Below are 25492 nucleotides of genomic sequence, written 5' to 3' on the forward strand. Positions count from 1 at the left end.
CGCGCTGCTCAGAGCGCCCGGAGGCCGTTGATCACGTCGCGCAGAATACTCTCGTCCGGCAGCTCGGCCGGGGGTACGGGCCGGGTCACATGGACGAGTTCCGCGTCCGTCAGGTCCCCCACGAGTACCCGTATCACCCCGATGGGCAGATCGAGCTCCGAGGCGAGTTCGGCGACGGACTGCGGGACCTCACGGCACAGCTCGACGATGTCGACATGTTCCGGGGACAGGGTCGGGTCCGTCTCCGGGTCGTCCACATGGGGCTCCGTCACGACCACCGCGATCAGGTCGAGGCGGTGCTGGGCCGCATGGCTGGTGCGGCCCCGCGTCATGGCGTACGGACGGACGACCGGTCCAGCTTCGTCGTCGAACCAGTGGCTTCTTGCCTGACCGTCTGCGCTCATGCCATCCCACTACCCGCCCGAGGGCAGATCGGTGCGTGGAGCGGTGCCCAGATGCACGCCGACCCGCTTGACGAGGAGCGTCATCTCGTACGCGACGAGGCCGACGTCCGAGTCGGCGTCGGACAGGACGGCGAGGCAGCTGCCGTCGCCGGCGGCGGTGACGAAGAGGAAGGCGTCGTCGAGCTCGACGACCGTCTGGCGGACGCTTCCCGCCTCGAAGTGGCGGCCGACGCCCTTGGCGAGGCTGTGGAAACCGGAGGCGACGGCGGCGAGGTGCTCGCCGTCCTCGCGGGTGAGGTCCTTGGAGACTCCCGTCGCCAGACCGTCGCCGGAGAGCACGACGGCCTTGCGGATGCTCGCGACACGGTCGACGAGATCGTCGAGAAGCCAGTTGAGCTCGCCGGACTTCCCGTTCACGCTCTGGCCGGTCGCCTTCGGTGCGGTCATCGACCGTCCCCCTCTGTCGTTCCTTGTGGTGCTGTGCCGCGGGGGGCGTCGTCCCCCGTGGCGTTCTCCTTGCGGCCACGCTGCCAGCCGCGCTGGAGCGAGGCCATACGGCTGCGGACCTCGTCGGCGTCGCGTTCCACCGGCGCCGCCCGTTCCTCGCTGCGGCGGCCGGGATCCTGCTTGAGCTGCGGTGCCAGGCTGGCCTGGCGGACACGGCGGGGCAGGGTGCCGGTGCCGGGCGCCTCGGGGCCGGCCTCGCCTGGGCGGGCGGATCCGGTGGCGATGGCCCGGACCGTGGCGTCCTCGTCCTCCCGGCCGAGGTCATGCGTTCGGGGCCCGTGGTCCTCGCCTCGGCGGCCAGGAGGCTCGGCGCCCGCGTCGCTGCCCTGCCTGCCCGGGGCTTCGGGTGAGTCGCCGGTGCCGTCGGACGTGGGCTCGTCCGGGTCGCCGAGCCGCCCAGCGGGTTCTGCGCCTCGGCCGAGGGGTGAGCCGCCGCGGCGACGGGTCGGCAGGGCCGGGGTGCGCTCCTGGTCCGGACGGCGGGGGCCCGGTCCGGACGCGGTCTCCTCGTCGGTCTCCGGGCCGCGCGACCGCTGGTCGGTGACCGGCCTGCCGTGCGAGCTGACCAGCTTGGGTGCGCGGCGTCGCGGCAGCGGCACCGGAGCGCTGACATGATCGTCCGTCGCGGAGCGGGCAGGGCCGCCGGGGGCGTCGGACCTGGGTGTCATGTCACCGTCCGCGGGGCTGAGGCCTCGGCGCGGACGGAACAGGCCGCCGTGTTCGTTCTCCTCGCCGTCGAGCGCGTCGGGGAAGTCCTCGATGGCGTCGAGGTCGACCGGGCCCTCCAGCTCCACCGGACCGTCCAGCAACGCAGGCGACCGGCCGGGCAGTTGGACCGGCACGTGGGAGAAGGTGGTCCTGCGGCTCTCCTCCAGCTCGGCCTCCCTGGAGGGGCGCGCGCGATCGAGCCGGAAGCCGAGACCGTTGGTGTCGGGCACCTCGTCGGTCAGCAGCGAGTCGGGGATGAAGACGACCGCTGTCGTGCCGCCGTACGGCGAGGGCTGGAGCGAGACCCGGACGTTCTGCCGCTGGGCGAGGCGGCTGACGACGAAGAGCCCGAGCCTGTCCGTGTCGGACAGCTCGAATTCCGGCGTCTCGGCGAGCCGCAGATTGGCGTCCAGCAGGGCCTCGGCCGCCATGCCGAGGCCGCGGTCGTGGATCTCCAGGGTGAAGCCGTTGGCCACGCGCTCGCCGAGGACCTGGACGGCGGTGTGCGGCGGGGAGAACACCGTGGCGTTCTCCAGGAGTTCGGCCACGAGATGGGTGAGGTCGGCGACGGCCGGGCCGGTGACGGCGATCCGGGGCAGGCGGCGGACCTCGATGCGTTCGTAGTCCTCGACCTCGGCGACGGCGGCGCGCACGACGTCCATCAGCTGGATGGGCTTGCGCCACTGCCGGGAGGGCGCGGCGCCGGAGAGGATCACAAGGCCCTCGGCGTGCCGGCGCATCCGCGTGGTGAGGTGGTCGAGCCGGAAGAGGTCGGCGAGTTCCTCGGTGTCCTCGGTCCTGCGCTCCATCGTGTCGAGCAGGGTGAGCTGCTTGTGCAGCAGGACCTGGCTGCGGCGAGCGAGGTTCACGAAGACCTCGGACACGCCGGCGCGCAGCGCGGCCTGCTTGACGGCGGCCTCGACCGCGGCCCGCTGGAGGGTGTTGAGGGCCTGACCGACCTCGCCGATCTCGTTCCTGTCGAACTCCAGGCGGGGGACCTCGGTCTCGACGTCGACCTGCTCGCCCACGGAGAGGCGGCGCATCACGCTGGGCAGCCGCACACCGGAGGCCTCGTGGGCCTCCAGCCGGAGCTGGCGCAGGTCACGGATGAGACCGCGGCCGATGCGTATGGAGACGACGAGCGAGACCAGTACGGCGATCAGCCCGAGGAACCCGGCCACGACGGCCTTGACGATGATGCCGGTGGCGATCGGGCGGACGCGGTCCTGATAGCGGTCCGCGGCCTCGTCGTCGAGGCTGCCGAGTTCGTCGAGCACGTTGCCGGCCGTGGTGTCCCACGTGCGGGCCGAGATGCCACCGGCGTCGTCCGAGGCGGAGCCCACGGCGGACTCCTCGGCCACCCGCAGTGGAGCGGTGGCGGCGTTCTTCCAGAAGCGCTCGTACCGTTCGCGTTCCGAACTGGGCAGCATCGGCAGGCTGGTGTCGTAGAGGACGCCGCGCTGCGCCACGAGATCGGAGATGTCACGGCTCTCGGCGCGGGAGAGCTTGCCGACGACCAGGGCCGAGCCGAGGAGGGCGTCCTCACGGGAGAGGAGTTCGCGGGCCCGGACCACGTTCACGAGGGCGCGGTACTGGGTGTCCATCTCCACGTTGTCGACGACGTGGAGGTCACCGAGCAGGACGAAGCAGGGGTCGACCAGGCGGTTGTAGAGGTCGAGCGCCTGGGAGCGGTTGACGGTGCCGTCCTCCACGCTCCGGCGCAGGGATCCGATGCCGTCGAACGCGTCGAGCATCGCGGTCAGTCGCTCGCCCGAGGTCTCACCGAGATCTTCGCGCACCTCGGCGCTCTCGGCGTTCCTGCGCACCTTGGCCAGGGCCTCGTCGGTGGCGGCGCGACTGCGCTGAAGTGCGGCGAGCCCGTCGGAGGCGCGCGGGTCGGCGAGATAGACCAGGGTCTGCCGCCGCTCCTGCTGGAGGACCCGGACGGTGTCCTCGGCCGGATAGCCGATCTTCTCGACGACGGTCGAAGCACTGAACAGCTGTGCTGCCTCGCGTCCCGTCAGCACCGTGGCGAAGGCCCAGATCGCGCTCAGGGACAGCAACGGCACGAGAAGCAGCGCCACGATCTTCCGGCGGATGGACTTCCCGCGAAAGCGCATGGCCTCCCCCAGCTCGACCCCCCACCGGCAGGGGGGTACACATGTGCGTCAACAAACGGCGCGAGCCTACTACCGACGCACCCGTAACTCGAAGAACGTTCCGGAACACGATCTTCCGTTCGCCTGTGAGGCACGGGGAGTTGTCCGGTCATTGCGGGAGATTGCCGCCCTGAATCCGGCGGCCCCCGGGAAACCGGGCCCGTTCGACTCGCCTGGGTGTTTGGCCGGAATTCTTCGTTCGCCGGGAATCTTCGGGGCGCCCCGTTCGTCCTTCTCTACAGGGAATGGGGGCGGAATCGGCCACAGGAGCCGCTTCCTGCACCCGGGCGGCGTAAAACAGCGCAAGCCGGGCAGCCACTGGGGAGTCGGGTCTTCGGACCGGGGCAATCGGTCTGCTGGCGGTGGGGAGTGACACGGTGATGGGCACGGCGGAGCGGCAAGAGGCACCTGGGACGGGTGGAGTCGCACAAGTAGCGGCGCGGCGGGGCGCCGAGGCGCCGGATCACGACATTCGGGTGGGCGGACCGACGGTGCGGGACGGGGACTTCACGCCGGAGAAGAGCGAACGGAAGCGCGAGACCGAGGGACGGGCCGGCTACGGGGGCCCCGACCGCTCCCCGGAATCGGACACGTCCCAGGAGCGGTCGTCCTACCGGCCGTTGTGGATCGAGGAGCCGGCGAAGCGGCGCCGGCTGCCCGATCCGGTGCGGACGGCGGCCGTGCGGGCGGTGCTGATCATCTCCGTGACGCTGATACAGGCGATGGTGGCGTTCCTGTGCACCCTGGCCGGGTCCTGGCTCGCCTTCCCCATGGTGCTCAGCAGCATCGCCAGCACCGTGGCGGCGACCTGGAGCGTCCTCGACGTCTGGGTGACCCGTCAGGTGTGGAACCAGCGCAACGGTGTGGTGTCGGTGCCGAGCAGCACCGCACGCGCCCTGCGCCGCGAACGCCGCAGGGCGCGCCGGCAGGCGCGGTCCGCCGAGCGTGCGCAGGAGCGGATACACGGGCGAGGCGGGGCCGGGCAGTTGTCGCATCCCTGAGGCACGGAGACCGCTCCGGGCCGAGCCGGTCGGCCCCGAGCGACGAGACGGGTCTCTGGACGGATCCTCCGACGGATCTCTTGGGCGGATCTCTTGGGCGGATCTCTTGGGCGATCTCTCAGGCAGGCCTCTCCGACGGCCGCTTGTACATGCGCGTCGCCGTGATCTCGCTGTGGACCGTCTCTCCGGATCGGGGCTGCGCCGGCAGCCCCGGCCGGAGGTGCTCCTCGACGCTGATGTACTTCAGGCCCGCCCTCAGGTCGGCGTCGTTGCGCAGCCGAATGACCAGCGGGAACTCGGCCAGCGCGGTCGTGTCGAACAGTCCGGTCGTGTAGAGGAGCTGCACGCCCAACGCGTCCGACACGGCCCGCTGGAGCTCCAGCAGGTACGTGGCGTTGGCCCGGCCGATCGGGTTGTCGAGGAAGAGGGTGCCCGCGTGCCGGTGCCGTGCCCTGCCCCGGTCGTTGGAGCGCAGCGCGGCCATCGTGCAGTACAGGGCGATGGCCGCGGTGAGCAGCTGGCCGCCGGAGAACACGTCGCCCATCTGCCCGACGGGCACACGCTCGGCCCGCAGCACGGCGTCCGGCTTGAGGATCTCGACGGCGACGCCCTTGGGCTGGAGGGCGGCGGCCACACCCCGCAGAAGCAGGGACATGCCGTCGCGGCGCAGATCGGAGTTCTTCTTGACGGCGGCTTGGGTGGCCTCGTCGACGACCTCGCCGAGCCGCTCGGTGAGAGTGGCCTGGTCGGGTTCCTCGAAGCGGATCCGCAGGAACTCCTGCCCGGACCACTCGCCGAGTCCTTCGGGCAGCCGTGACAGCCGCTGCGCGGCGCGCAGGGTGGCCAGCGCCGACTCGACCAGTCCGCGCAGCCGGTCCACGATCGAGTCCCGGTTGCGCTCCAGCTGCTCCAGCTCGTCGGTGAGGACCCGCAGCCGGGGCGCGAAGGCGTCGGCCCACTTCTGCGCGTGCTCGGGCAGCGCGGACGCGGGCAGTTCGCGGATCTGCTGGCGGGCGGGGGTGCGTACCTGCTCGTAGCGGGTGGAGTTGGCGTGCCGTACGAGGACGTCGCTCGCCTCCCGGACGGCGCCCTCGGCGGCGGAGAGGTCGGCGGCGCAGCCGCGCAGCGACCGGCGCGCCTCGGCGGCGGACTGCCGGGCGTCCTCCAGGCCGCCCGGGTACGGCTCCGGCGCGTCCCGCTCCTCGTCACCGGCGTGCTCGCGCAGCAGGTCCCGCAGCAGCGCGGCGATCTCGTCGAAGCCGCCCGCGGCGTCCTCGGCGGCGCAGTGCGCGTCGAGCAGTTCGGCGTGCGCCTCGCGGGCCTGGGTGAGCGCCTCGGCGTGCGCGGCGAGTTCGGCGCTCGCCGTGCGCAGCAGTGCCTGCGCGTGCTCGGCGTCGCGCGGCTGAAGCTCTTCGGACAGCTCGGTGTGGGCCTCGCCCTCCTCGGGGGCGTGCCGTTCGGCCTCGCCGCGCAGCCGGCCGAGCTGCTCGCTCGCGCCGGACATCCGGGTCTCCAGGAGCTGCACCAGCTCCTCCGCACGTGCGGCCGCGGACTGCCGGGAGGGCCCGTCGGATCCGTCGGGGGACTGCAGAAGCTGCTCGGCGCGGGTGCGGACCTTGTTGCTGAGCCGGTCCAGATCCGCGCGCGCGGCGCTCTCGTCGCTCTCCGCCCGCGCCTGCTCGGCCCGCAGGTCGGCGCCGACGCCGACCTTCTCGTACAGCTGGGAGGCGGCGCGGTACGCCTCGCGCAGGGCGGGCAGGGCCGCCTTCGGCGTCTGCGCCTCGTCCTCGGGCACGTCGTCGGGGGCGCCGGCGATCTCGGAGCGCTCGGCGCGCAGCGCACGCGCGGTGCGGCGGGTGTCGTCGGCGGCCCGCTGGGCGGCGCGCCGGTCCTCGTCGGCGGCGCGGGCCCGCTCCAGGCAGGTCTGCGCGCGTGCCTCGGACTCGGCCGCCTCGTCGGCGAGTTCGCGCACCTTGACCTGCCAGCCGGCCCGTTCGCGCAGCCGGAAGGCGAGACCGGCCAGGGCGTCGGCGGAGCGCCGTGCCCGCTGCGCGGCCTCCTGCCGCTCCTCACGCACCTGCGCCGCCTCGGCGGCGGCCTCCTCGGTCTCGGCCCGTGCGGTGCGCGCCTCGCTCAGCTCCGCCTCGGCCTCCTCGGCGAAGGCGCGCGCCTCACGCGCGGCCTGCGCCAGTTCCACGAGCCGCCCGGCCGGGCAGCCGGTCCGCCAGGACGTGAGCCGCGCGGCCAGTTCACGGTCCTTGCCGAGCCGGGTAGCGAGTGCGCGGATCTCCTCGTCGCGTGCGGTCGCCCGCGCCCGCAGCGTCTGCCGTTCCTCGTCGGCGGCGTGTTCGTCGTGCATGGCGGGGTTCGGCGGGACGAGGAAGACGTCGCCCTCGCCGGCGGTGTCCGGGGCCGGGGTGGGGGCGAGCAGGGCGGCCGCCGTGCCGACCGCGACGGCCGACCGGGGCAGCAGCGCGGCGTCGCCGAGCGCGTCCCGCGCGCGGGCGTGCGACCCCGGGTCGGTGATGATGACGCCGTCCACCAGCTCGGGGCGGGCGGCCAGCACCCGCGCGTGGTCGGTGGGGTCGACGGCCTGCGCGAGGTAACGCCAGCCGGGCAGTGCGGGGATGCCGTGCTCGCCGAGGAACTCGACGGTCGCCAGCACGTCCGGGCCGGGCGGCAGCAGGCCGCCGTCGCCGAGCGCGCCGAGGATGCGGGAGTCGTCGGCGGCCGCGGTCCGCAGCTCGAAGAGCTGGCGCTCGGCCGAGGAGACGGCGTCGTCGAGCAGTTCGCGCAACTCGTCTGCGAAGCGGTCGAGTTCCTCAGGGGCGAGCGCGCCTTCGGCGACGGGGCGTCGGGTCCTCGGGGCCGTGCTGGTGCCGTCGTCGCCGGTGGGGGCGTCGCCCGGCCGCGGCCCGGTGGCGGGCGCGGGGTCAGCCGAGCCGGGACGCCCGGATCCGGTGACGTCGGCGCCGTCGGCACCCGTGCGCGGCGCGGGCACGGAGCCGGACGTGGCCGGTGCCGGGGCGACCGGCAGGCTGAGCAGTTGCGCGAGCCTCTCCTCCGCCGCCAGTGCCTCGGCGGTCCGCCGCTCTCCGTCGTAGGCACGCTCGGCGGCGGTCGCCGCGTCCGCCGCGCGGGCGGCCGTCAGCTCGGCCCGGGACTCGGCGGACGCTGCCTCGCGCGCGTGCTCGCTCGCCCGGCGGGACGCCTCCCGGGCGGTGTCCCAGGCGGCCACGGCCGACTTCTCCGCGTCGCTGGCGGCCAGGGCGGCCCGGGCCGGATCGGCGTCGGGCGCGCTGTCGTCGAGCCAGCCCGCGCGCACCGCCTCGGCGGTCTCCTGCTCGACCTCGGTGAGGCGCTGCCGCAGGTGGCCGACCTCGCTGCGGGCGCGCTGCGCCTCGGTGGCGGCGGCGGTCGAGTCCCGGTGGGCGCGGTCGCCGACCTCCTGGAGCGCGGCGGACCGCTCCTCCTCCTCGTTCGCCAGCGTCTCGGCGCTCTCCGCCGCCGCGTGCAGGGCCCGTACGAGGTCCACGGCGGCCCGGGTCCGCGCGGCGAGCGCGGGAGCGGCGTCCCGTTCGGCCTCCTGGATCGCGGCCGCCACGCGGGCGACCCGGTCGGCGGCGGCGCGGTGGCGCAGCACGGCCTCGGCGGCCTGCCAGGCCGAGTGCAGGGTGCGCGCGTCGGCGAGTTCACGCTTCTGGGCGGCCGCCGACTTCTCGGCGGCGGCCAGCGCCAGGGAGGCGTGCCGGAAGGCGAGTTCGGCGGCGATCAGCGCGCTGCGCTCGCGCGCCGACTCGGCGTGGGTCACGGCGTAGGCGGCGGCCGTGACGCGCTGCGCGAGGTCGGCGGCCCGGACGCGCTCCTGGGCGCCGCGCGCCGACAGCCGCCGGGCCAGGGCGCGCGTCCGCCGCTCGGCCCCGGCGTGGATGTCGCGCGCGCGTGCGCGGGTCTCGGCGGCGTCGACGATCCGCCCGAGCAGATCGACCGACCCGGCGGTGAAGTCCCGCTCGGCGATCAGCTCGGCCCGGCGCCCGAGCTTGTTCCCGAAGCCGCTGACCAGGTCGGCGAGGCCGTCGGTGTCCCGGGTGTCGGTGACGGCGCGCAGCAGCAGGTCCGTGAAGTCGGAGTCCTTCTTCACCGCGAAGAGGCCGGCCGCCTCACCCTCGTCGGCGTTCATCTCCCGTTGGTAGCGGAAGAGTTCGGGGTCGAGGCCGAGGTCGCCGAGGTGCTCGGTCCAGCGCTCGTGGATCTCCTCCCAGTGCACTTCGAGATGGGGATACGCCTTGCCCGCGTCGGTCAGGGCGTCGCGGAACCCCTTCATGGTGCGACGCCGCCCCTGCGCCCCCGACTGCCCCTCCACGGAGGGCCGTACGGCGGTGGCCTCGGCGACGGGCAGGTTGTCCAGGGTGAGTCCCGGTCCGGGCCGGAAGGAGTACCAGGCCTCGGCGAACTTCCGGGGGTCGTTGGAGACCTGCCGGCCGCGCCATTCGCTCACCTTGCCGACGACGACGCACTCGCCGGTGAGCACGTGCTGCCACTCCAGGGCGACATGTCCGCAGTCGTCGGCGAGCAGGAACTTGCGCAGCACACCGGAGCTGGCGCCGCCCAGGGTGTTCCGGTGGCCCGGCAGCATCACCGAGAAGATCAGCTTGAGCAGGACGGACTTTCCGCCGCCGTTCTCCAGGAAGAGCACTCCGGCGGGGGCGGGCCGGCGCGGCGGGCCGACCGGCTCCTCCTCGAAGAACTCCGCCTGCGTCGGTGCGGGGTCGGGCACGGGCTCGCCCACGCCGCGCAGGTCAAGCACGGTGTCGGCGTAGCGCGCACCGGCGGGCCCGATGGAGTAGAGGCGGACCCGGGACAGCTCGTACATGGCGGACTCTCGTAAGTCTTCGGTGTGGATCAGAGGGGGTGTCAGACGGAGTGGAAGGGCAGCCCGGCGTCGGCCACCAGCTCCGGGGCGTCGCCCTCCTCGGGGGGCAGCAGCGTCGGGGTGCCGTCGGTCACCGGGACGACGCCCAGCTCCAGCAACTCGGCCATGGCCGCGCTGCCCGCCATGTCCCGCACCTGGAGCTGGTAGCGGGCGGTCGTGCGGTAGGTGCCGCCGCTGTCGTCGCCCGTCCGCTGCAGGAACCCGGAGTCGGTGAGGAAGGCCACGGCCTTGCCGACGATTCCGGTCGTGGAACCCGCGAGGCGGCGCGCGTCCTTGGTGGCACCGGTGGCGCTGCGTCTCACCCAGATCCGCCAGGCGGCCTCCAGTCCCGGCGCGTCGGTCGCGGGGTCGGTGTTCTCGCCCTGCTCGGCGGCCCGCTCCTCCAGCCGACGGCAGGCCTGACGTACGAAAGCGTCCACGCCGTTGACCGTCACGCGGCCGATGTAGCCGTCGTCGGCGAGGTCCTCGGGGCGCGGGAACGCCATCGCGGCGACCGCGAGATGCGCGAGCCCGTGCAGGAACCGGTCGCCGGAGTCGGCGGCCGTGCGTCGCGCGTAGTCGCCCATCCGCACCGCGAACACGGAGTCCTCGGCGGCGGTCACGGCCATGCCCGCGCGCGCGGACACCTCCAGCACGACGAGGCCCAGCCCGGCGGCGACGGCGTCCGCGAGCCGCGCGAACGCGGGGTCCTCGCGGTACCGCCGCAGCAGGTCGGCGTACTCCTGGTCGCGGGCGGGCAGCAGCTTCGGCTGCAGCCCGAACGCGACGAGCCGCGCCGCGTCGGCTGCGTCCGCGGGGGTGACGACAGCGCTCCCCGGCGCCCTTGCGCCCTCCGACTCCACGTGCTCGCTCACGACTTCGACTCCTCAGTGGTCCTCACGCGGCCTCCGTACGGTCCGCCGCCATCCCCGCCGCGTCCAGCAGGGCCGTGCCGACGATCAGGTCGGCCCCGCCGAACTCGGGGTCGTCCAGTTCCGTCCCGTCGTCCACGGAGAACAGCAGCTTCTCCTCACCTTGCCGGTAGGCCGTCCCGACCGGTGGGCTGGCCGCGTGGACGGCCATGAGCGCCACGAGGTACGGCAGGTCGGGATCCGTGCGCCGGGCCTCGGCCAGCAGCCCCGACAGACGTCTCGGCGCGTCCGGCTCCAGGTCCAGCAGTACTCTCGCCGCCGCGAGTTGCTTCTCGCTGAACCGACTGTCGTCCGGTGTGGCGATCAGATCGGGCTCCGGCATCTCCGCTCCGAGGTGCGCACGCTCCACGGGCGGGGTCAGCAGTATGTCGACCAGGTCCCCGACCCGGACGGAGACCGGCGTTCGCAGGCCGGTCCCCTTGGCGAAGAAGGCGTCCGTGACGCGGAGTGCCTGCTCCAGGGGCAGCGGCAGCACCGGCGCGACCAGGTGCCCGTACAGGTCGATGCCCGCCGTGGCCATCGGCGTCGCGAAGGCCTGCCGGTCCTGTTCGGCGCGGAACAGGGGCCCGGCCTCCAGCAGTCGGGACTGCAGCTGCGTGTGCCGCCGGATGCAGTCCTTGACGATGTCGACCAGTTCGGCGGCCCGCCGCTTGTGCTCGGGGTCCTCCGACTCGTCCCGTGCCTTGCGGATGTTGGTGAGGATCGCGTTCTCGTGCCGGTAGCGGTCGGCGACGTGGTCGAGGGCCTCCGCGATCATGTCGGGGACGGTGCTGAGCCAGTCCACCGCACGGACGTTGCGCCGCGTCGCCTCCAGGGCGCGGCGGAGCGTCTCCGAGTACTGGACTGTGCGGTATCGCGCCTGTTCGGCCGCGAGCTGGGCGTCGGCCAGCCGGCCCCGGTTGATCAGCACCTCCAGCTTGACCTCGGCCGCGATCTGGGCGCTGGTGACATCCGTGTCCAGGGCGCCGACGAGGACGTTCACCGCCTCGTCGGTGGTGCGGAGGTAGACGCTGCCGCCGGGTCCGGGCACCTCTTCGATCAGCTTGAAGTCGTAGTCCCGCCGGACATATGCACCGTCCGGGGCGAACGTGCCGTAAACGGCGCGGAATCCCCGGTCCACGCTGCCGACGTTGATGAGGTTCTCCAGGACCCAGCGGGCCACCCGCTCGTGTTCGGCGGCCGGTCGGCGCGGGGCCTGGGCGGCGATGCGCGGCACCAGCCGGGCCACCACCTGGTCGTGGTCGGCGCCGGTGTCGAAGTCCATGTTCAGTGTGACGAGGTCGATGGCGGCGAGCGCCACCTCGGCCATCCCGTACACCGAGTACTCACCCGCGAGGTTGGCCTTGCGCGCGTCGAGGTCGTGCAGCGGCGCGGTGCAGGCGAGCGCGCGCAGCCGCCGCGCCAGTCCCTCGTCGGCGGCCGGGCCCAGAGCTGGGCGCGGCCCCGCGGTGAACTGGGGCGGAACACGGTCCGTCGACGCAGGCGAAGTCACGGTGCACAGATTAGGTCCTCGGTCCGACAACGGCCCAAACGACGCAGATGCCGCCCCAGGTCACGCAGGTCGCCGGGACCCGGCCGGCGCCCTACACGTCGTCGCCCACCCGCCGCCGGTAGACCTCGACCACCCGCGCCAGCGAGTCGTCGAGGTACACCTCCAGCAACCGCTCCGCCTCACGCCTGTCGCCGGCCTGGAGGGCCTGCAGTATCTGGCTGTTGCGGGTGAGGTAGGGCTCGTGGAGCCGGCGCGGGTCGTCCACGACGTGGAAGGCGAGCCGCAGTTCGGCGAAGACGCTGCGCATCAGCTCGTCGGTGCGCTCGCTGCCGGCCAGGGCGACCAGTTCCCGGTGGAAGTGGATGTTGGCCGTGCCGAGGCCCTTCCAGTCGTTCTCGACCGAGGCCCGCCGCCCCTCCGTCACGGCGGAGGCGAGCCCGTCGAGCGCGTAGGGCGGCTCGCCGAGCCCCCGCACGACGGCGCACTCGACCAGGCGCCGGGTGCGGTAGATGTCCTCGACGTCCTCCACGGCCAGCACCCGGACGAAGACGCCCCGGTTCAGCTCGTGGACCAGCAGTCGTTCGTGGGTGAGCAGCCGGAACGCCTCGCGCAGGGTGTTGCGGGAGACGCCGAGCGCCCCGCCGATGCTGTCCTCCGACAGCCGGGTGCCGGGCGGGAAGTAGCCCTCGGCGATCCGGCTCCTGAGGATGTCCGAGACGCGCTCGGCGGTGCTGGTGCGCCCCAGGAGGGCCCGGTCGTCGGCCAGTCCCGTCAGCTGCTCTGCCATGCCGGGAATTCAATCGCAGATACCAGAACGAAACAACATGAGTATTGAGGGATCGTTGAACGATCCTCTACCTTGCTACGAACGGCGCCGCCCCTCCCTCACGGCGGCGGCGCCGTGACGCTTCCGCACGGCACGGCTCAGTCCGCAGCACCCTCCGTCCCCCCTCTGCGAGGTGCCCATGAGCACGACCCCTCCACCACAGGCCCCGCCCACCGACACGCACCCGGGAAAGGGTGAACAGCACGACGACAACGGCGCGTTCGGCTGGCTGCGCGCCCTCGGCCCGCGCGGCCGGCGTGCCTTCGCCGGCGCCTTCGGCGGCTATGCGCTGGACTCGTACGACTACTTCACGCTCCCGTTGAGCATGGTCGCGCTGGCCGCCTACTTCGGCCTGGACAGCGGCCAGACGGGCCTCTTCACCACGGTCACGCTCGTCGTCTCCGCCATCGGCGGCGCCCTCGCCGGCGTGCTGGCCGACCGCATAGGCCGGGTCAAGGCGCTGATGATCACGGTGGTCACGTACGCCGTGTTCACGGTGGCCTGCGGTTTCGCGCCCAACTACGAGACGCTGCTGGTCTTCCGGGCCCTGCAGGGCCTCGGCTTCGGCGGCGAGTGGGCGGTCGGCGCGATCCTGGTCGCGGAGTACGCGAGCGCCAAGCACCGGGGCCGCACCCTCGGGGTGATCCAGAGCTCCTGGGCCGTCGGCTGGGCCCTGGCCGCGATCGTCTACACGCTGGTCTTCTCGTTCCTCGACGAGGGTCTGGCCTGGCGCGTGATGTTCTGGACCGGCGCCCTGCCGGCCCTGCTCGTCATCTGGATGCGGCGACGCGTGCACGACGCCCCCGAGGCCGCCGCGGCCCGCCGGCGCAGTCCCCGCAAGGGCTCCTTCGCGGCCATCTTCCGCAGGGGGACGGCCGACTCGCCGGGACTCCTGCGCACGACGGTGTTCGCGGTGCTGCTGTCGACCGGTGTCCAGGGCGGCTACTACACGCTGGCGACCTGGGTGCCGACGTACCTGAAGTCGGAGCGCGGGCTGTCCGTCGTCGGCACCGGCGGCTACCTGACCTTCCTGATCTCCGGCGCCTTCATCGGCTACCTCACGGGTGGTTACCTCACCGACAAGCTGGGCAGGCGCCGCAACATCTGGCTGTTCGCGCTGCTGTCGGCGATCTGCATCCTGGCGTACGCGAACATCCCGAGCGGGGCCGACACCCTCGTGCTGGTGCTCGGCTTCCCGCTGGGGTTCTGCATGTCCGCCATCTTCAGCGGCTTCGGCTCGTTCCTCAGCGAGCTCTACCCGACCGCGGTGCGGGGCACGGGGCAGGGCTTCACGTACAACACCGGCCGTGCCATCGGCGCGGTCTTCCCCACCACCGTCGGTTTCCTGGCGGACAGTTGGGGTGTGGGAGGCGCGCTGGTCTTCGGCGCGATCGGCTACGGACTCGCGGCGCTGGCCCTGCTGGGGCTGCCCGAGACGCGCGGGAAGGAGCTGGTGTGAACCGCACCGAGGACCGTCCCCTGACCGTCGTCGACGAGCACGCGCACGCGTGGAGCCCCAAGGACGCCCGGGCCCGCTTCCGGGCGGGACTGACGGGCCCCACGGCCGGGGTCGCGGCGGGCCACACCCAGGCCAACCTCATCGCGGTCCCCTCCGACTGGGCCTACGACATGCTGCTGTTCTGCCAGCGCAACCCGAAGCCGTGCCCGCTGCTGGACGTCACGGACGCCGGTTCCTGGACGACCGGCCTCGCGCCCAAAGCGGACCTGCGCACCGACCTGCCGCGCTACCGGGTGTGGCGGGACGGCGAGCTGGTGGACGAGCCGACCGACGTGCTCGGGCACTGGCGGGACGACCTGGTCTCGTTCCTGATCGGGTGCAGCTTCACCTTCGAGTGGGCTCTGTCCGCCGCGGGTGTCCCGCTGCGCCATGTCGAGCAGGGACGGAACGTCCCGATGTACGTCACCAGCCGTCAGTGCCGTCCGGCGGGGCGGCTGCGGGGGCCCATGGTGGTGTCCATGCGGCCGGTCCCGCCCACGCGGCTCGCGGCGGCGATCCGGGAGAGCAGCCTGCTGCCGGCGGTGCACGGCGGTCCCGTGCACTGCGGCGACCCGTCGGCGCTCGGGATCGGCGACCTCGCCCGGCCCGACTTCGGCGACCCGGTGACCGCCGATCCGGACGACATCCCGGTGTTCTGGGCCTGCGGGGTCACCCCGCAGGCGGCGGTGACGGCCTCGCGGCCGCCGTTCGCCCTCACCCACGCGCCGGGCCAGATGTTCCTGACCGACGCCCGCGACGAGCAGTACCGCGTGGCCTGAGCAGCACAAGGGGACCCATGACCGCGATCGATCTGAACGCCGACCTCGGCGAGGGCTTCGGGCGCTGGCGGCTGACCGACGACGAGCGGCTGCTGTCCGTCGTCACCAGCGCCAACGTGGCCTGCGGCTTCCACGCCGGGGACGCGGCCACCATGCGGCGGGTGTGCGAGCAGGCCGCCGCGCGCGGGGTGACGATCGGCGCGCAGGTCTCCTACCGCGACCTGGCGGGGTTCGGGCGGCGCGCGATGGACGTGCCGCCCGCCGAACTGGCGGCCGAGGTGGCCTACCAGATCGGCGCCCTGGAGGTCTTCGCGCGCGCGGCCGGCTCCCGCGTGGCCTACGTCAAGCCGCACGGCGCGCTGTACAACCGCGTGGTGCACGACGAGGAGCAGGCCGCCGCGGTCGTCGACGGCGTGCTCCTGGCCGACGGCTCGCTGCCCGTGCTGGGACTGCCCGGCTCCCGGCTGCTGGCACGCGCCGCCGAGGCCGGGCTGCCGCCGGTCCCGGAGGCATTCGCGGACCGCGCCTACACCGACGAGGGCACCCTCGTGCCGCGCGACCGCGACGGCGCCGTCGTGACCGATCCCGAGGCCGTCGTGGCGCGGTCGGTGGACCTGGCCCGCTCCGGGTCGGTGGCCGCCAGCTCCGGGGCCCGCATCGCCGTACGCGCGCGCTCCCTGTGCCTGCACGGGGACACGCCCGGCGCGGTGGAGCTGGCCCGGCGGGTGCGCCGGCGGCTCGAGGAGACCGGTGTCCGGGTGGAGGCCTTCGCATGAGGGTCCTTCCGGTCGGGGACGAGGCCCTGCTCGTCGAGGTCTCCTCCGGCGACGAGGCGCAGGCGCTGCACGCGGAACTGCTGCGCCGGCGCGCCGACGGATCGCTCACGGTCCGCGAGATCGTGCCCGCGGCCCGCACCGTCCTCCTGGACGGCGTCCTCGACGCCGCCCGTCTGGCCGCCGAGCTGACCGCCGCCGACGTGCCACCGGCTCCCCCGCGCGCGGGCGAGGTCGTCGACATCCCGGTGCGCTACGACGGCCCCGACCTGAGGGACGTCGCCGCACTGTGGGGCGTGAGCGAGCGGGAGGTGGCACGCCTCCACGCCGGGACCGAGTTCCGCGTCGCCTTCTGCGGGTTCGCGCCCGGCTTCGGCTACCTCACCGGTCTGCCGTCGCGCTACGACGTCCCGCGCCGGGCCACACCGCGCACCGCCGTCCCGGCGGGGTCGGTCGCCCTGGCCGGGCCCTACACGGGCGTGTACCCGCACGCCTCGCCGGGCGGCTGGCAGCTGATCGGCACCACGGACGCGGTGCTGTGGGACCACACGCGCGTACCGGCCGCCCTGCTGTCGCCGGGCACGCGCGTGCGCTTCGTCGCGGTGGCCCCCGGAGTCCCGGACCCGGTGGGGCTTCCATGACGGACCGTGCGCTCGCCGTCGTGCGGGCCGGAGCGCTGACCACCGTCCAGGACCTGGGCCGTCCGGGGCATGCCCACCTCGGCGTGCCGCGCTCCGGGGCGCTCGACCCGCCCGCGGCGGCCCTGGCCAACCGGCTGGCCGGCAATCCGCCCGGGGCGGCGCTGTTGGAGACCACGCTCAACGGCTGCGCGGTGCGGCCGCGTTGCGCGGTCACCGTCGCGGTCACGGGCGCCCCGTGCCGGGTCACCGTGGACGGGCGCCCGGTCGCCTGGGGCGCGCCCGTGCGGGTGCCGGCGGGCGCGGTCCTGGACGTCGGCGCGGCGACCCACGGGGTACGCGGCTACCTGGCCGTCTCCGGTGGCGTCGCCGTCGAACCTGTCCTCGGGAGCCGCTCCACGGACCTGCTGTCGGGGCTCGGGCCGCCGCCGCTCGCGAACGGCGCGGTGCTGCCCCTCGGCCGGGCCGGCGGCCCCCACGCGCGCGTGGACGGCGTCCCGCAGCCAGCGCCGCCCGCGGAACTGGTCCTGCGGGTGACGCTCGGGCCCCGCGACGGCTGGTTCACCCCGGAGGCCGTACGGACCTTCCTGTCCCGCCCGTACCGCGTGTCCGCCGCCGCGAACCGGATCGGGCTGCGCACCGAGGGGCCCGCCCTGGAGCGGGCCCGTCCCGGCGAACTGCCCAGCGAGGGCATGGTCCTGGGCGCGGTCCAGGTACCGCCCGACGGCCGGCCGGTCGTCTTCCTCGCCGACCACCCGACCACCGGCGGTTACCCGGTCGTCGCGGTCGTCCGCACGGCCGACCTCTCGGCCGCCGCGCAGGCCGCGCCCGGCACCCCGGTGCGCTTCGTGGCGGTACGTCGTCGCTGACGCGCCGTGCGGGCTCGTGCGCGCGCTCGGCCCTACGCCGCCTCCGGCTCCGGCTGCGGCTCCGCGACCGAACGCTGATCCGGTACCGGACGCTGGTCGGTGACCGACCGCTGTGCGGACATCGCCGCCTGCTCGACCTCGACCCGCTGATCCGCCATCGCGCCCTGCTCCGTGACCGACCGCCGGCCCGGCACCGCCGCTTGCTCCACCGCGACCCGCTGATCCGCGCGATGCTCGGCCCGCGCGCGATGCTCCGCCGTCGCCCGGTGGTCCGGTGCCGTGCGCTGACCCGGCATCGACAAGCCCTCCGGCAGGAAGGACTTCCCCGGCTCCGGCCCCAGCCCTGCGCCAGCCCTCGGCTGCGGCAGCGACAGGGTCGCCAGCGCCGTAGTCACCGCGGTCGCCGACCGCAGGTCGAGCCGGGCGCTGGTGCCGCGCGCGCGGTGGCGCATCTCGACGGCGGCCAGCCGCAGCAGTTGGGGCAGCAGGTCGTTGCACCGCCGCAGCACCCAGGCGGTGCCCGCGGTCGCGAGCCACAGCAGGCTCGCCGACCTCGTCGGCGGCGGGAACTCGGGGTCGGCGGCGGGCGCGGCGCCCGTGGCGATCCCCGCCTCCGCGAGCAGTCCGTGGAACCGGACGGCGAGTTGCCGGTGCCCCCGCTCCCCCGGGTGCAGCCGGTCCGAGGACCACATCTGCCGGTCGTCGACCCAGTCACCCTCGGCGGCGTGCACGTGCACGGCCCCGTACCGCTCGGAGAGCGCGTGGACCACGGTGTTCACCGCACGCTGCCGGCGGGCGAGCGGGCTGGCGAGGACCCCCGGCAGCCCCAGCATGGAACCCGGGTCGGGCAGGCAGGCGGTGAGGACGGCCGTGCCCTGCCGGGTGAAGGCCGCGTACACCTTGTCGAGGCGTTCGGTGATCTGGTGGATGTCGAACGTGCGGCGCAGGGTGTCGTTCACCCCGACGAGCACGGAGGCGACGTCCGGCCGCAGGGCCAGCGCGGCGGGCAGCTGGGTCTCCAGCACGTCACGCGTCTGCGCGCCGCTGACCGCGAGGTTGGTGAATTCGGCGGGCGGCTCGGACAGGCCGCCGGCGAGCAGCGCGGCCCAGCCGCGCCACCCATTCCCCAGGGGGTCGCCCACCCCTTCGGTCAGCGAGTCCCCGAGGGCGACGTATCGGACGGATCTCATGCCACGCCCTCCGCACGGGCGAAGGGCCGCTCGGGCACCGCCGCGTCGTGCGCGGCGAGGAAGGCGTCCACCGCCGTACCCCAGCCGAAGCACTCGGCACGCGCGCGTGCGGTCTCCCGGCGCTCTCGCTCGGGGCGGTCGAGCAGCATCTCCACGGCGTCCGCGAAGGCGTCCCCGTTGTCCGCCGCGGTGGCACCGGCGGATCCGATCACCTCGGGCAGCGCGGAGGACGCGCTCGCCACGACCGGTGTGCCGCAGGCCATGGCCTCCAGCGCCGCCAGCCCGAACGTCTCGGCCGGGCCGGGGGCCAGGCACACGTCGGCGGTGGCCTGGAGCGCGCCGAGCAGGCTGCGGTCGGCGACGTGCCCGAGGAAGGTCACCGGCAGGTCGCGTTCCTGCGCCCGCTTCTCCAGACCGGCGCGCATCGGCCCGTTGCCGGCCACGACGAGCACCGCTCGCACCCCGCGCTGGCGCAGCGACTCCAGGGCGTCCAGGGCGGTTCCCGGCCGCTTCTCGACCGACAGCCGCGAGCACATCACCAGAAGCTTCTCGTCCGCCCGCGCGTGGGTCTCGCGCAGGGCCGCGTCGCGCAGGGTGGGGCGACGGTTCATCAGGTCGACGCCCAGGGGCGCCCGTACGACGTTGCGGGCGCCGATCCGGATGAACTCGCGCTCGGCGAACTCCGTGGTGCACACGACCTTCGCGTAGGTGTGGGCCGTGCGGACGTTGAGGGCGTCGGCGGCCCGCCGGGACAGGTTCTCCGACAGGCCCCAGGTGCGCAGCACGCCGTCGGCGGTCTCGTGGGACACCATCACGGCGGGCACCCGGGCGCGCCGCGCCCACCGGCCGGTCCACCTGAGGGTCGTCCGGTCGGAGACCTCCAGGCGGTCCGGTCCGAGTTCCTCCAGGAGGGCGGCGACGCGGCGCTTGTCGACGAGCACGCGGTAGCCGCCGGTGCCGGGCAGCACGGGCCCGGGCAGGGTGATCACCCGGCCCTGCTCGGTCTCCCGGTCGCTGTACCTCTCGCCCGGCACGATCAGGACGGGGTCGTGGCCGGCGAGCTTGAAGCCCTTGCCCAGCTCCCGCAGCGCGGTGCGCAGGCCGCCGGAGGCGGGGGCGACGAAGTTCGCCAGCCGGACGATGCGCAGGGACGTGTTCATGCCGCCACCGCCGGCCTGCGCGCGTCGAGGACGGCCTCGTAGTGCGTGATCAGCTGGTCGCCGATGGCGCCCCAGGTGCGGCCCTCAACGGTGGCGCGGGCGGTCGTACCGAAGGCGGCGCGCAGCGCCGGGTCGGCGGCCAGGCCGGCCACGGCGTCCCGCAGGGCGTCCGCGTCGCGCGGCGGCACCAGGATCCCGGTGCGGCCGTGGTCGACGAGGTCCATGGGGCCGCCGGCCGCGGGCGCGACCACGGGCACACCGCTCGCCATGGCCTCCTGCACGGTCTGGCAGAAGGTCTCGAAGGGGCCGGTGTGGGCGAAGACGTCCAGCGAGGCGAAGATCCGGGCGAGATCGTCGCCGGTGCGGCGGCCCAGGAAGACCGCGCCGGGCAGCGCCTCGGCCAGGCCGGGCTGGCTCGGTCCGTCGCCGACGACGACCACGCGCACGCCGGGGAGCCCGCAGACGCCGGAGAGGAGTTCGACGTGCTTCTCGGGGGCGAGCCGCCCGACGTAGCCGACGATCAGCTCACCGTTCGGGGCGAGTTCGCGGCGCAGTGCCGCGTCCCGCAGTTCGGGGCGGAAGCGCGCGGTGTCGACTCCGCGCTGCCACAGGTGCACCCGGGGGACGCCGTGGACCTCCAGGTCGCTCCGGGAGGCGCTGGAGGGGGCGAGGGTGCGGTCGGCGGCGGAGTGCACGGAGCGGATGCGCCGCCAGGCCGCGGCTTCCCCTGCGCCCACATAGGTGCGGGCGTATCCGGCGAGGTCGGTCTGGTAGATGGCGACGGCGGGGACACCGAGCCGGGCCGCCGCGGCCATGCCACGGACGCCGAGGATGAAGGGGCTGGCGAGGTGCACGATGTCGGGCTGGTGGTCGATCAGCGCGGCGGCCAGGCGCCGGCTGGGCAGGGCGACCCGGACCTGGGGGTAGCCGGGGAGCGGGAGGGAGGGGACGTGGACGACGGGGCAGGGCGCCAGGGCGTCTGCCTTGTTCCCGGGAGCGGGGGCCGGGGCGACGACGATGGGAGCGTGACCGCGATCGACGAGGTGTCGGGCGGTCTGGAGCGCGCAGTGGGCCACGCCGTTCACATCGGGGGGAAAGGATTCGGTCACGATGACGACACGCATAGGGCTGTTGTCGCCACGCTGGACGTGGCCGCGTCAACGTCGATCTTTCCGGACGGGGAACGATCCATGAGCGTTGCGCTGCGCACCCGAGCGCGTCGGCGCGCGGTCACGCACTCCTGATCTCCGGGTCGCCTGCCGTTCACCCGGCGGGTACGACGGCGCCCTGTCACCCCCCGCGGGGGATGGGTGGCGTTCACATGGCTTCGGGGCCGATCCGGCTGCGTACCGCGGTCTGGACCTCCGCCTCCTCGGCGGGGTCGGAGGCGAGTCGGCGCAGTTGCTCGACGACGCGGGTGTCCCCCGTCTCGGCGTGCCGGGCGGCGAGCTCCCGGGTGGTCTCCTCACAGTCCCAGAGGCACTCGACACCGAAACCGGAGGGGAAGGAGGGGTCGGTCGCGGCGAGGGCTCGGGCGGCCCTGCCCCGTAGATGGGAGGAGCCGGTCTCGCGGTAGACGTGGCGCAAAACCGGTGCGGCGCAGCCGATGCCGAGCCGTCCGGCGCCGTCCACGAGCGTCCACAGGGTCGGCGCGTCGGGGCCTTCGCCGCGCACGGCCTCCCGGATCGCGCCGAGGACCAGGTCGCTGTCCTTGGCGCCGCCCCGGCAGGCGAGCACGCGTCCGGCCGCGGCACCCAGCGGATCGGGCCGGCGGGCCCAGCCGCGCGCCCGCTCGACGGCGGCCGGGCCACGCATCCGTTCGAAGGCCTCGACGGCGGCTTCGACGACCGGCGCGGAGCCGGTGACCACGGCCGCCTCGACCAGATCGAGGACGTCGGGGTCGTCGGTGTCCGCGAGATAGCGCAGCGCGGTGCAGCGGGCGCCCTCACTGCCGTCCTGGGCGGCCCGGACGATCTCGGCCCGGTCCTCGGGGCCGGCGACGGCCGACAGACAGCGGGCGGCCGGAACGTGCAGCGCGACGCCGCGTTCGATGCCTTGCTGGGCCCACTCGAACACGGCCTGGACGCTCCACCCGGGGCGGGGCCCGGCCGGTCGCATCTGCCGCTGCCAGCGGTCGAAGCAGCCGGCTTCCTGCGCGGCACGCACCCGCGTGCCGACGGAGGCGCGCGAATCCTCGGCCCACAGCCGCCAGGGCCGCGGCTCGAAGGCGTCCCGCACGACGGCGGCCAGCTCGGCCTCGCCCTCGGCGTCGGCGGGGAAGCGGGCCAGCACGGGCACGGCCAGGGCGCGCAGCCCGGCGTCGTCGTCGCGCAGCGCCAGTTCGTCCAGGGCCCAGGCCCAGTTGGAGCCCTGGGCGGCGTACCGGCGCAGCAGGACGAGCGCGTCGCGCCTGCCGTAGGAGGCCAGATGGCCGAGGACGGAGAGGGCGAGCCCGGTGCGGGACTCGTCGTCGTCGACGACGTCCTCGGGGGCGAAGAGGTGTGCCTCGATCGCGTCCAACTCGCCGTTCAGGTCGAGGTAGAGGCGGGCGTAGTACAGGGAGCGGTTCTCCACCTGCCAGTCGTGGCGGGGATCGCGCAGCACACAGTGGTTCAGGGCCGCGAGGGCCTCGGGGCGCGGGGCGGTGAGCGCGTGCAGTGTGCCGTCGCCGCGGCCCCGCTGAAGCAGGCCGAGCAGCGTACCGCTGGGCGCTATGACCGGATCGAACATGGGAAACAGCCTCACATCAAGCGTCGACGCAACCGGGGAACGTGCTCTACCTGGCCGCGTGACAACACGTCGGGGCGCCCGCCGTCTTCTGCTTGCTGTAGACCATCTTCCTCTGCCTCTCGTCGGTGGCCCATGCGGGCCGCGTCACGGCCCACGCGGTGCGGCATCACCTGCCCAGCCATCGCGTCCGTGAATCACGACGTCATGATGACCCGGCACTTCTCGATGCCGCGACCGATATTTCCGGCGGCCAGGTACCGCCTCCCCCGTTTTCCGTGTCCTGCCCGGCCGGCGGGCCTGTCCCGCGTGGCCGGGGTGGTGTCTCAGGACGTGCCGAACAGTTCCAGCAGCTCCGCCTTGCCGAACATCCGGGCGGTGTCGACGGCCGACGGCGTTCCCGCGGCCGGGTCGGCGCCACCCTCCAGCAGGGTCTTGATCACTTCCTGCTCCCCCTTGAAGACCGCCCCGGCGAGGGGCGTCTGGCCCCGGTCGTTGACGCGGTCCGCCTCGGCGCCACGGGCCAGCAGCTCCCGCACCGTCGTGGCGTGGCCGTGGTAGGCGGCGAGCATCACGAGGGAGTCGCCGCGGTCGTTGGTGAGGTTGACCGGGACGCCGGCGTCGACATAGGCCACGAGCGCCTCCGTCTGCCCCTGCCGGGCCAGATCGAAGATCTTGGTCGCGAGCTCCACGACCTCGGGGTCGGGGGCTTCGGTCATCGGCCGGACCACCTCTCACTGCGTACGCGTAGGAACCGCGGCTGGCACACCGCTGGGCCCTCCGGGTGAATCGCCAGCGTACTGGCTGCGCGGGGACATGACCGGCCATGCCCGAGGCAAAGATCAGCAATGCACCCGCCGGGGCGCACACCCGTGGTGCCCCAGGGCCGCCACGGCTCCGCCGTACGGACGATATCAACCAGATTTCACTCAGTTGCACCTTTTATCGTATAGATACATCCTGTGAACAGGGAAGCACTCATGGTGACTGTCCCCCTCGACACCAGGAGACCTCATGATTCTGTCCATCTCAGGCGTCGTCCTGCTCGGCATCCTCGTCTTCATCTTCTTCCGCAGGGACGGACTGAAGGCGTCCCATGCCTGCATCGCGGCCCTGTTCGGCTTCTACCTCGCGAGCACGGCCATCGCGCCGAGCATCAAGGCGGGCGGCGAGAGCCTGGCGGGTCTCCTGGGCGGCATCAAGTTCTGACCCCACCCACCGGCCGTCCGGCCGCACCGTCCCGCCCGCACGCACGCACCTCCAGGAGACAGCAGTGGCACGGCGCCCACTTCCCCGCATTCTCAGCCACGGCGGCCTGCAGTTGGCCAGGAGCCGGGAACTGGCCCGCACGGCGGCCGACAGCGCCACCGACGTCCTCCACCCGCTGATCATCGTCACCAGGGGGCTGCGCCGGCTGGCGGCGGCCGGACGGCGCAAGTGGGTGGAGACGCCCAAGGACAAGCGGGGCCATCTGCTGTTCCTGGTGGCCTCGGTGATCCTCGCCGTGGCGCTCGCACCGTACGGTCCGCTGCTCGCCGCCATCGCCCTGATGGCGGCGGCAGCCTGGCAGGGGCGGGACCGCACGCCCCCGGCTCCCGAGGGGCCCGACGAGACCCAGACGCAGCGCCTCACGTCCCTGTACGAGGCGCTGGTCCCGTGCTTCTCGGTGGCGGAGGACCCCGCTCCCCTGTACGCCCACGGCGGGGAGTGGGAGAAGGTCTTCCCGGAGTACGAGTTCGACGGCGCGGGCCGGATCGCGCACCTGGAGGTGCGCTACCCGGCGTACTTCGCGGACAGCGAGGCGGAGACACGCGCGCGTGTCGAGCACCTGCTGACGGCCAAGGCGGGCCGCGACCGCGAGTACCACTTCCTGTGGGACGAGGAGGCCAACCAGCTCACGGTCACCGTCCTCGCCCCCCTGCCCGCCGACATCGCGGCCCAGCGCTTCGTGACGGCACCCGGGGAGACGGTCCTCGGTTTCACCGACGCGAGCGAGGTCCAGCGCACGCTGCCGCTGGTCCACGGCGACGAGCGGCGCGACGTCCCGCCCGTGGTGTGGCGCACGGGCATCCGCTCGACCGAGCCCCACCTGCTGGTCACCGGCCAGCCGGGCAGCGGCACCTCGACCCTGCTGCGCTCCGTGGCGCTCCAGGCCCTGCAGTACGGCGACGTGCTCGTCGTCGAGGGCGGCGGCACCGGCGAGTACGCCTGCCTCATCGGGCGGGACGGCGTCCTCGCCGTGGAGTGCGCGCCGGCCGGGGCGCTGGCCAGCCTGGAGTGGGCGGCGACCGAGACGGAGCGGCGGCTGATCGCCGTCAACCGCGCGCGTCAGGCCGGCCAGCCGGCACCGGACGACACCAAGCGGCCCCTGTGGATCCTGCTGGACCGCCCGGCGGCGCTCGCCCACGTCGCCGCCGCGGACGGCCGCCAGGACCCGCAGGCCCTGCTTCAGGTACCGCTCCGGCACGGCCGCGCCGCGAACGTCACGGTGGTGATCGCCGAGCAGTTCGACAGCCTGGACACGCTGAGCGAACCGGTGCGGCAGCACACCCGCGCGCGGGTGGTCCTCGGGCCCGCCACCAGGGAACAGCTCACGACCTTCCTCGGGGCGCCCCCGCACACCACCCCGGTCGCGCACGTCCCCGCCGGCCGCGGCTACGCCCGCCTGGGCGCGGGCCCGGTCCTGCGCCTCCAGGTCCCGGCGACCCCCGACCCGTACGACGACGCCACGAGCGACGCCCACCGCCAGGCCGTGCTGGATCTGCTCCCGCCCCGCACGACTCCGGCGGACGCGGCGGCGGACCCGGTGGTGACGGGGGCGCCGGTACCCGGACCGGTCGCGGCGAAGGCGGCGGTGGCGGAGAGCTCCTGATCCCTCCCACCTGCACGACGAGGCCCCCGCGACACCCGGCCGCGG

Annotated in this window: 19 protein-coding genes and 1 pseudogene; 8 read left to right on the forward strand and 12 right to left on the reverse strand. The window is 74.0% G+C overall.

The genetic code is table 11. From position 1 onward, the window contains the following. Window positions 1–8 precede the first annotated feature (8 nt). Genes ACIP2X_RS27115 through ACIP2X_RS27125 form a run of 3 tightly spaced genes read right to left on the reverse strand, consistent with a single transcriptional unit; the run spans window position 9 to window position 3739 of the window. Window positions 9–404: a DUF742 domain-containing protein gene (locus tag ACIP2X_RS27115; protein WP_401677287.1), complete on the reverse strand. Its 396-nt coding sequence runs from the start codon at window positions 402–404 to the stop codon at window positions 9–11. 9 nt (window positions 405–413) lie between these two features. Next, the gene (locus ACIP2X_RS27120; protein WP_401677289.1) at window positions 414–851 is read right to left on the reverse strand and encodes a roadblock/LC7 domain-containing protein; all 438 of its coding nucleotides are present in this window, start codon (window positions 849–851) and stop codon (window positions 414–416) included. Beyond that, window positions 848–3739 carry a nitrate- and nitrite sensing domain-containing protein gene (locus ACIP2X_RS27125; RefSeq protein ID WP_401677291.1) on the reverse strand — a complete coding sequence of 964 codons (2892 nt, stop codon included), beginning with the start codon at window positions 3737–3739 and terminating at the stop codon, window positions 848–850. Before ACIP2X_RS27125 ends, ACIP2X_RS27120 begins: the two co-directional genes overlap by 4 nt. 419 nt (window positions 3740–4158) lie before the next feature. Between ACIP2X_RS27125 and ACIP2X_RS27130 the strand changes: the two genes are divergently transcribed. Next, on the forward strand, window positions 4159–4779 hold the full coding sequence (locus ACIP2X_RS27130; RefSeq protein ID WP_401677293.1) for a hypothetical protein: 621 nt from the start codon (window positions 4159–4161) through the stop codon (window positions 4777–4779). A 118-nt stretch (window positions 4780–4897) separates the two neighbouring features. Here ACIP2X_RS27130 and ACIP2X_RS27135 read toward each other — a convergent pair whose 3' ends face one another. The 4 genes from ACIP2X_RS27135 to ACIP2X_RS27150 all read right to left on the reverse strand — a co-directional run bounded on the left by ACIP2X_RS27135 (window position 4898) and on the right by ACIP2X_RS27150 (window position 12902). Then, window positions 4898–9652: a hypothetical protein gene (locus ACIP2X_RS27135; protein WP_401677295.1), complete on the reverse strand. Its 4755-nt coding sequence runs from the start codon at window positions 9650–9652 to the stop codon at window positions 4898–4900. Window positions 9653–9693: 41 nt separating this feature from the next. Further along, window positions 9694–10566, reverse strand: coding sequence for a hypothetical protein (locus tag ACIP2X_RS27140; protein ID WP_401677297.1), 873 nt, complete (start codon window positions 10564–10566; stop codon window positions 9694–9696). A 22-nt stretch (window positions 10567–10588) separates the two neighbouring features. Next, entirely contained in the window at window positions 10589–12115 is a 1527-nt protein-coding gene (locus ACIP2X_RS27145; protein ID WP_401677299.1) for a hypothetical protein, read from the reverse strand. A gap of 91 nt (window positions 12116–12206) precedes the next feature. After that, window positions 12207–12902, reverse strand: a complete 696-nt coding sequence (locus tag ACIP2X_RS27150; protein ID WP_401677301.1) for a GntR family transcriptional regulator — start codon at window positions 12900–12902, stop codon at window positions 12207–12209. 178 nt (window positions 12903–13080) lie between these two features. On the opposite strand from ACIP2X_RS27150, the gene ACIP2X_RS27155 reads away from it, so the two are divergent. Genes ACIP2X_RS27155 through ACIP2X_RS27175 form a run of 5 tightly spaced genes read left to right on the forward strand, consistent with a single transcriptional unit; the run spans window position 13081 to window position 17498 of the window. Beyond that, a complete protein-coding gene (locus tag ACIP2X_RS27155; protein ID WP_401677303.1) occupies window positions 13081–14400 on the forward strand; it encodes an MFS transporter in 1320 nt (439 codons plus the stop codon). Next, on the forward strand, window positions 14397–15218 hold the full coding sequence (locus tag ACIP2X_RS27160; RefSeq protein ID WP_401677306.1) for a putative hydro-lyase: 822 nt from the start codon (window positions 14397–14399) through the stop codon (window positions 15216–15218). Before ACIP2X_RS27155 ends, ACIP2X_RS27160 begins: the two co-directional genes overlap by 4 nt. A 17-nt stretch (window positions 15219–15235) precedes the next feature. Further along, on the forward strand, window positions 15236–15994 hold the full coding sequence (locus ACIP2X_RS27165; RefSeq protein ID WP_401677308.1) for a LamB/YcsF family protein: 759 nt from the start codon (window positions 15236–15238) through the stop codon (window positions 15992–15994). Next, window positions 15991–16632: an allophanate hydrolase subunit 1 gene (locus tag ACIP2X_RS27170; RefSeq protein WP_401677310.1), complete on the forward strand. Its 642-nt coding sequence runs from the start codon at window positions 15991–15993 to the stop codon at window positions 16630–16632. The genes ACIP2X_RS27165 and ACIP2X_RS27170 overlap by 4 nt, the downstream gene beginning before the upstream one ends. After that, a complete protein-coding gene (locus tag ACIP2X_RS27175) occupies window positions 16629–17498 on the forward strand; it encodes a biotin-dependent carboxyltransferase family protein (RefSeq protein WP_401677312.1) in 870 nt (289 codons plus the stop codon). Before ACIP2X_RS27170 ends, ACIP2X_RS27175 begins: the two co-directional genes overlap by 4 nt. Window positions 17499–17842: 344 nt before the next feature. On the opposite strand, the pseudogene ACIP2X_RS27180 reads toward ACIP2X_RS27175, so the two are convergent. The 5 genes and pseudogenes from ACIP2X_RS27180 to ACIP2X_RS27200 all read right to left on the reverse strand — a co-directional run. Next, window positions 17843–18688 (reverse strand): annotated as a pseudogene (locus ACIP2X_RS27180) (SGNH/GDSL hydrolase family protein); the annotation flags it as partial. After that, window positions 18685–19848: a glycosyltransferase gene (locus ACIP2X_RS27185; RefSeq protein WP_401677314.1), complete on the reverse strand. Its 1164-nt coding sequence runs from the start codon at window positions 19846–19848 to the stop codon at window positions 18685–18687. The gene ACIP2X_RS27185 and the pseudogene ACIP2X_RS27180, both read right to left, overlap by 4 nt. Next, window positions 19845–20972, reverse strand: coding sequence for a glycosyltransferase family 4 protein (locus ACIP2X_RS27190; RefSeq protein ID WP_401677316.1), 1128 nt, complete (start codon window positions 20970–20972; stop codon window positions 19845–19847). Before ACIP2X_RS27190 ends, ACIP2X_RS27185 begins: the two co-directional genes overlap by 4 nt. Before the next feature lie 193 nt (window positions 20973–21165). After that, window positions 21166–22578 (reverse strand): HEAT repeat domain-containing protein, encoded by a 1413-nt coding sequence (locus ACIP2X_RS27195; protein ID WP_401677318.1) that lies wholly within the window; start codon window positions 22576–22578, stop codon window positions 21166–21168. 323 nt (window positions 22579–22901) lie between these two features. Next, complete coding sequence (locus tag ACIP2X_RS27200; protein WP_401677320.1) at window positions 22902–23294, reverse strand: ankyrin repeat domain-containing protein; 393 nt, start codon at window positions 23292–23294, stop codon at window positions 22902–22904. A gap of 295 nt (window positions 23295–23589) precedes the next feature. On the opposite strand from ACIP2X_RS27200, the gene ACIP2X_RS27205 reads away from it, so the two are divergent. Then, window positions 23590–23784, forward strand: coding sequence for a hypothetical protein (locus ACIP2X_RS27205; RefSeq protein WP_365458266.1), 195 nt, complete (start codon window positions 23590–23592; stop codon window positions 23782–23784). A gap of 64 nt (window positions 23785–23848) precedes the next feature. After that, window positions 23849–25447: a hypothetical protein gene (locus tag ACIP2X_RS27210; protein ID WP_401677322.1), complete on the forward strand. Its 1599-nt coding sequence runs from the start codon at window positions 23849–23851 to the stop codon at window positions 25445–25447. The last annotated feature ends 45 nt before the right edge of the window (window positions 25448–25492 follow it).

Origin of the sequence: Streptomyces sp. NPDC089424, from assembly GCF_044749345.1 — a bacterium.
Lineage (GTDB): Bacteria > Actinomycetota > Actinomycetes > Streptomycetales > Streptomycetaceae > Streptomyces.

What these genes read in the sequence shown, in the direction of transcription:
- ACIP2X_RS27150 (WP_401677301.1), bottom strand. Translation starts at nt 12,902, where the DNA reads ATGGCAGAGCAGCTGACGGGACTGGCCGACGACCGGGCCCTCCTGGGG.
- ACIP2X_RS27115 (WP_401677287.1), bottom strand. Translation starts at nt 404, where the DNA reads ATGAGCGCAGACGGTCAGGCAAGAAGCCACTGGTTCGACGACGAAGCT.
- ACIP2X_RS27130 (WP_401677293.1), top strand. Translation starts at nt 4,159, where the DNA reads ATGGGCACGGCGGAGCGGCAAGAGGCACCTGGGACGGGTGGAGTCGCA.
- ACIP2X_RS27155 (WP_401677303.1), top strand. Translation starts at nt 13,081, where the DNA reads ATGAGCACGACCCCTCCACCACAGGCCCCGCCCACCGACACGCACCCG.
- ACIP2X_RS27170 (WP_401677310.1), top strand. Translation starts at nt 15,991, where the DNA reads ATGAGGGTCCTTCCGGTCGGGGACGAGGCCCTGCTCGTCGAGGTCTCC.
- ACIP2X_RS27200 (WP_401677320.1), bottom strand. Translation starts at nt 23,294, where the DNA reads ATGACCGAAGCCCCCGACCCCGAGGTCGTGGAGCTCGCGACCAAGATC.
- ACIP2X_RS27165 (WP_401677308.1), top strand. Translation starts at nt 15,236, where the DNA reads ATGACCGCGATCGATCTGAACGCCGACCTCGGCGAGGGCTTCGGGCGC.
- ACIP2X_RS27205 (WP_365458266.1), top strand. Translation starts at nt 23,590, where the DNA reads ATGATTCTGTCCATCTCAGGCGTCGTCCTGCTCGGCATCCTCGTCTTC.
- ACIP2X_RS27120 (WP_401677289.1), bottom strand. Translation starts at nt 851, where the DNA reads ATGACCGCACCGAAGGCGACCGGCCAGAGCGTGAACGGGAAGTCCGGC.
- ACIP2X_RS27135 (WP_401677295.1), bottom strand. Translation starts at nt 9,652, where the DNA reads ATGTACGAGCTGTCCCGGGTCCGCCTCTACTCCATCGGGCCCGCCGGT.
- ACIP2X_RS27185 (WP_401677314.1), bottom strand. Translation starts at nt 19,848, where the DNA reads ATGAACACGTCCCTGCGCATCGTCCGGCTGGCGAACTTCGTCGCCCCC.
- ACIP2X_RS27175 (WP_401677312.1), top strand. Translation starts at nt 16,629, where the DNA reads ATGACGGACCGTGCGCTCGCCGTCGTGCGGGCCGGAGCGCTGACCACC.
- ACIP2X_RS27190 (WP_401677316.1), bottom strand. Translation starts at nt 20,972, where the DNA reads ATGCGTGTCGTCATCGTGACCGAATCCTTTCCCCCCGATGTGAACGGC.
- ACIP2X_RS27195 (WP_401677318.1), bottom strand. Translation starts at nt 22,578, where the DNA reads ATGTTCGATCCGGTCATAGCGCCCAGCGGTACGCTGCTCGGCCTGCTT.
- ACIP2X_RS27125 (WP_401677291.1), bottom strand. Translation starts at nt 3,739, where the DNA reads ATGCGCTTTCGCGGGAAGTCCATCCGCCGGAAGATCGTGGCGCTGCTT.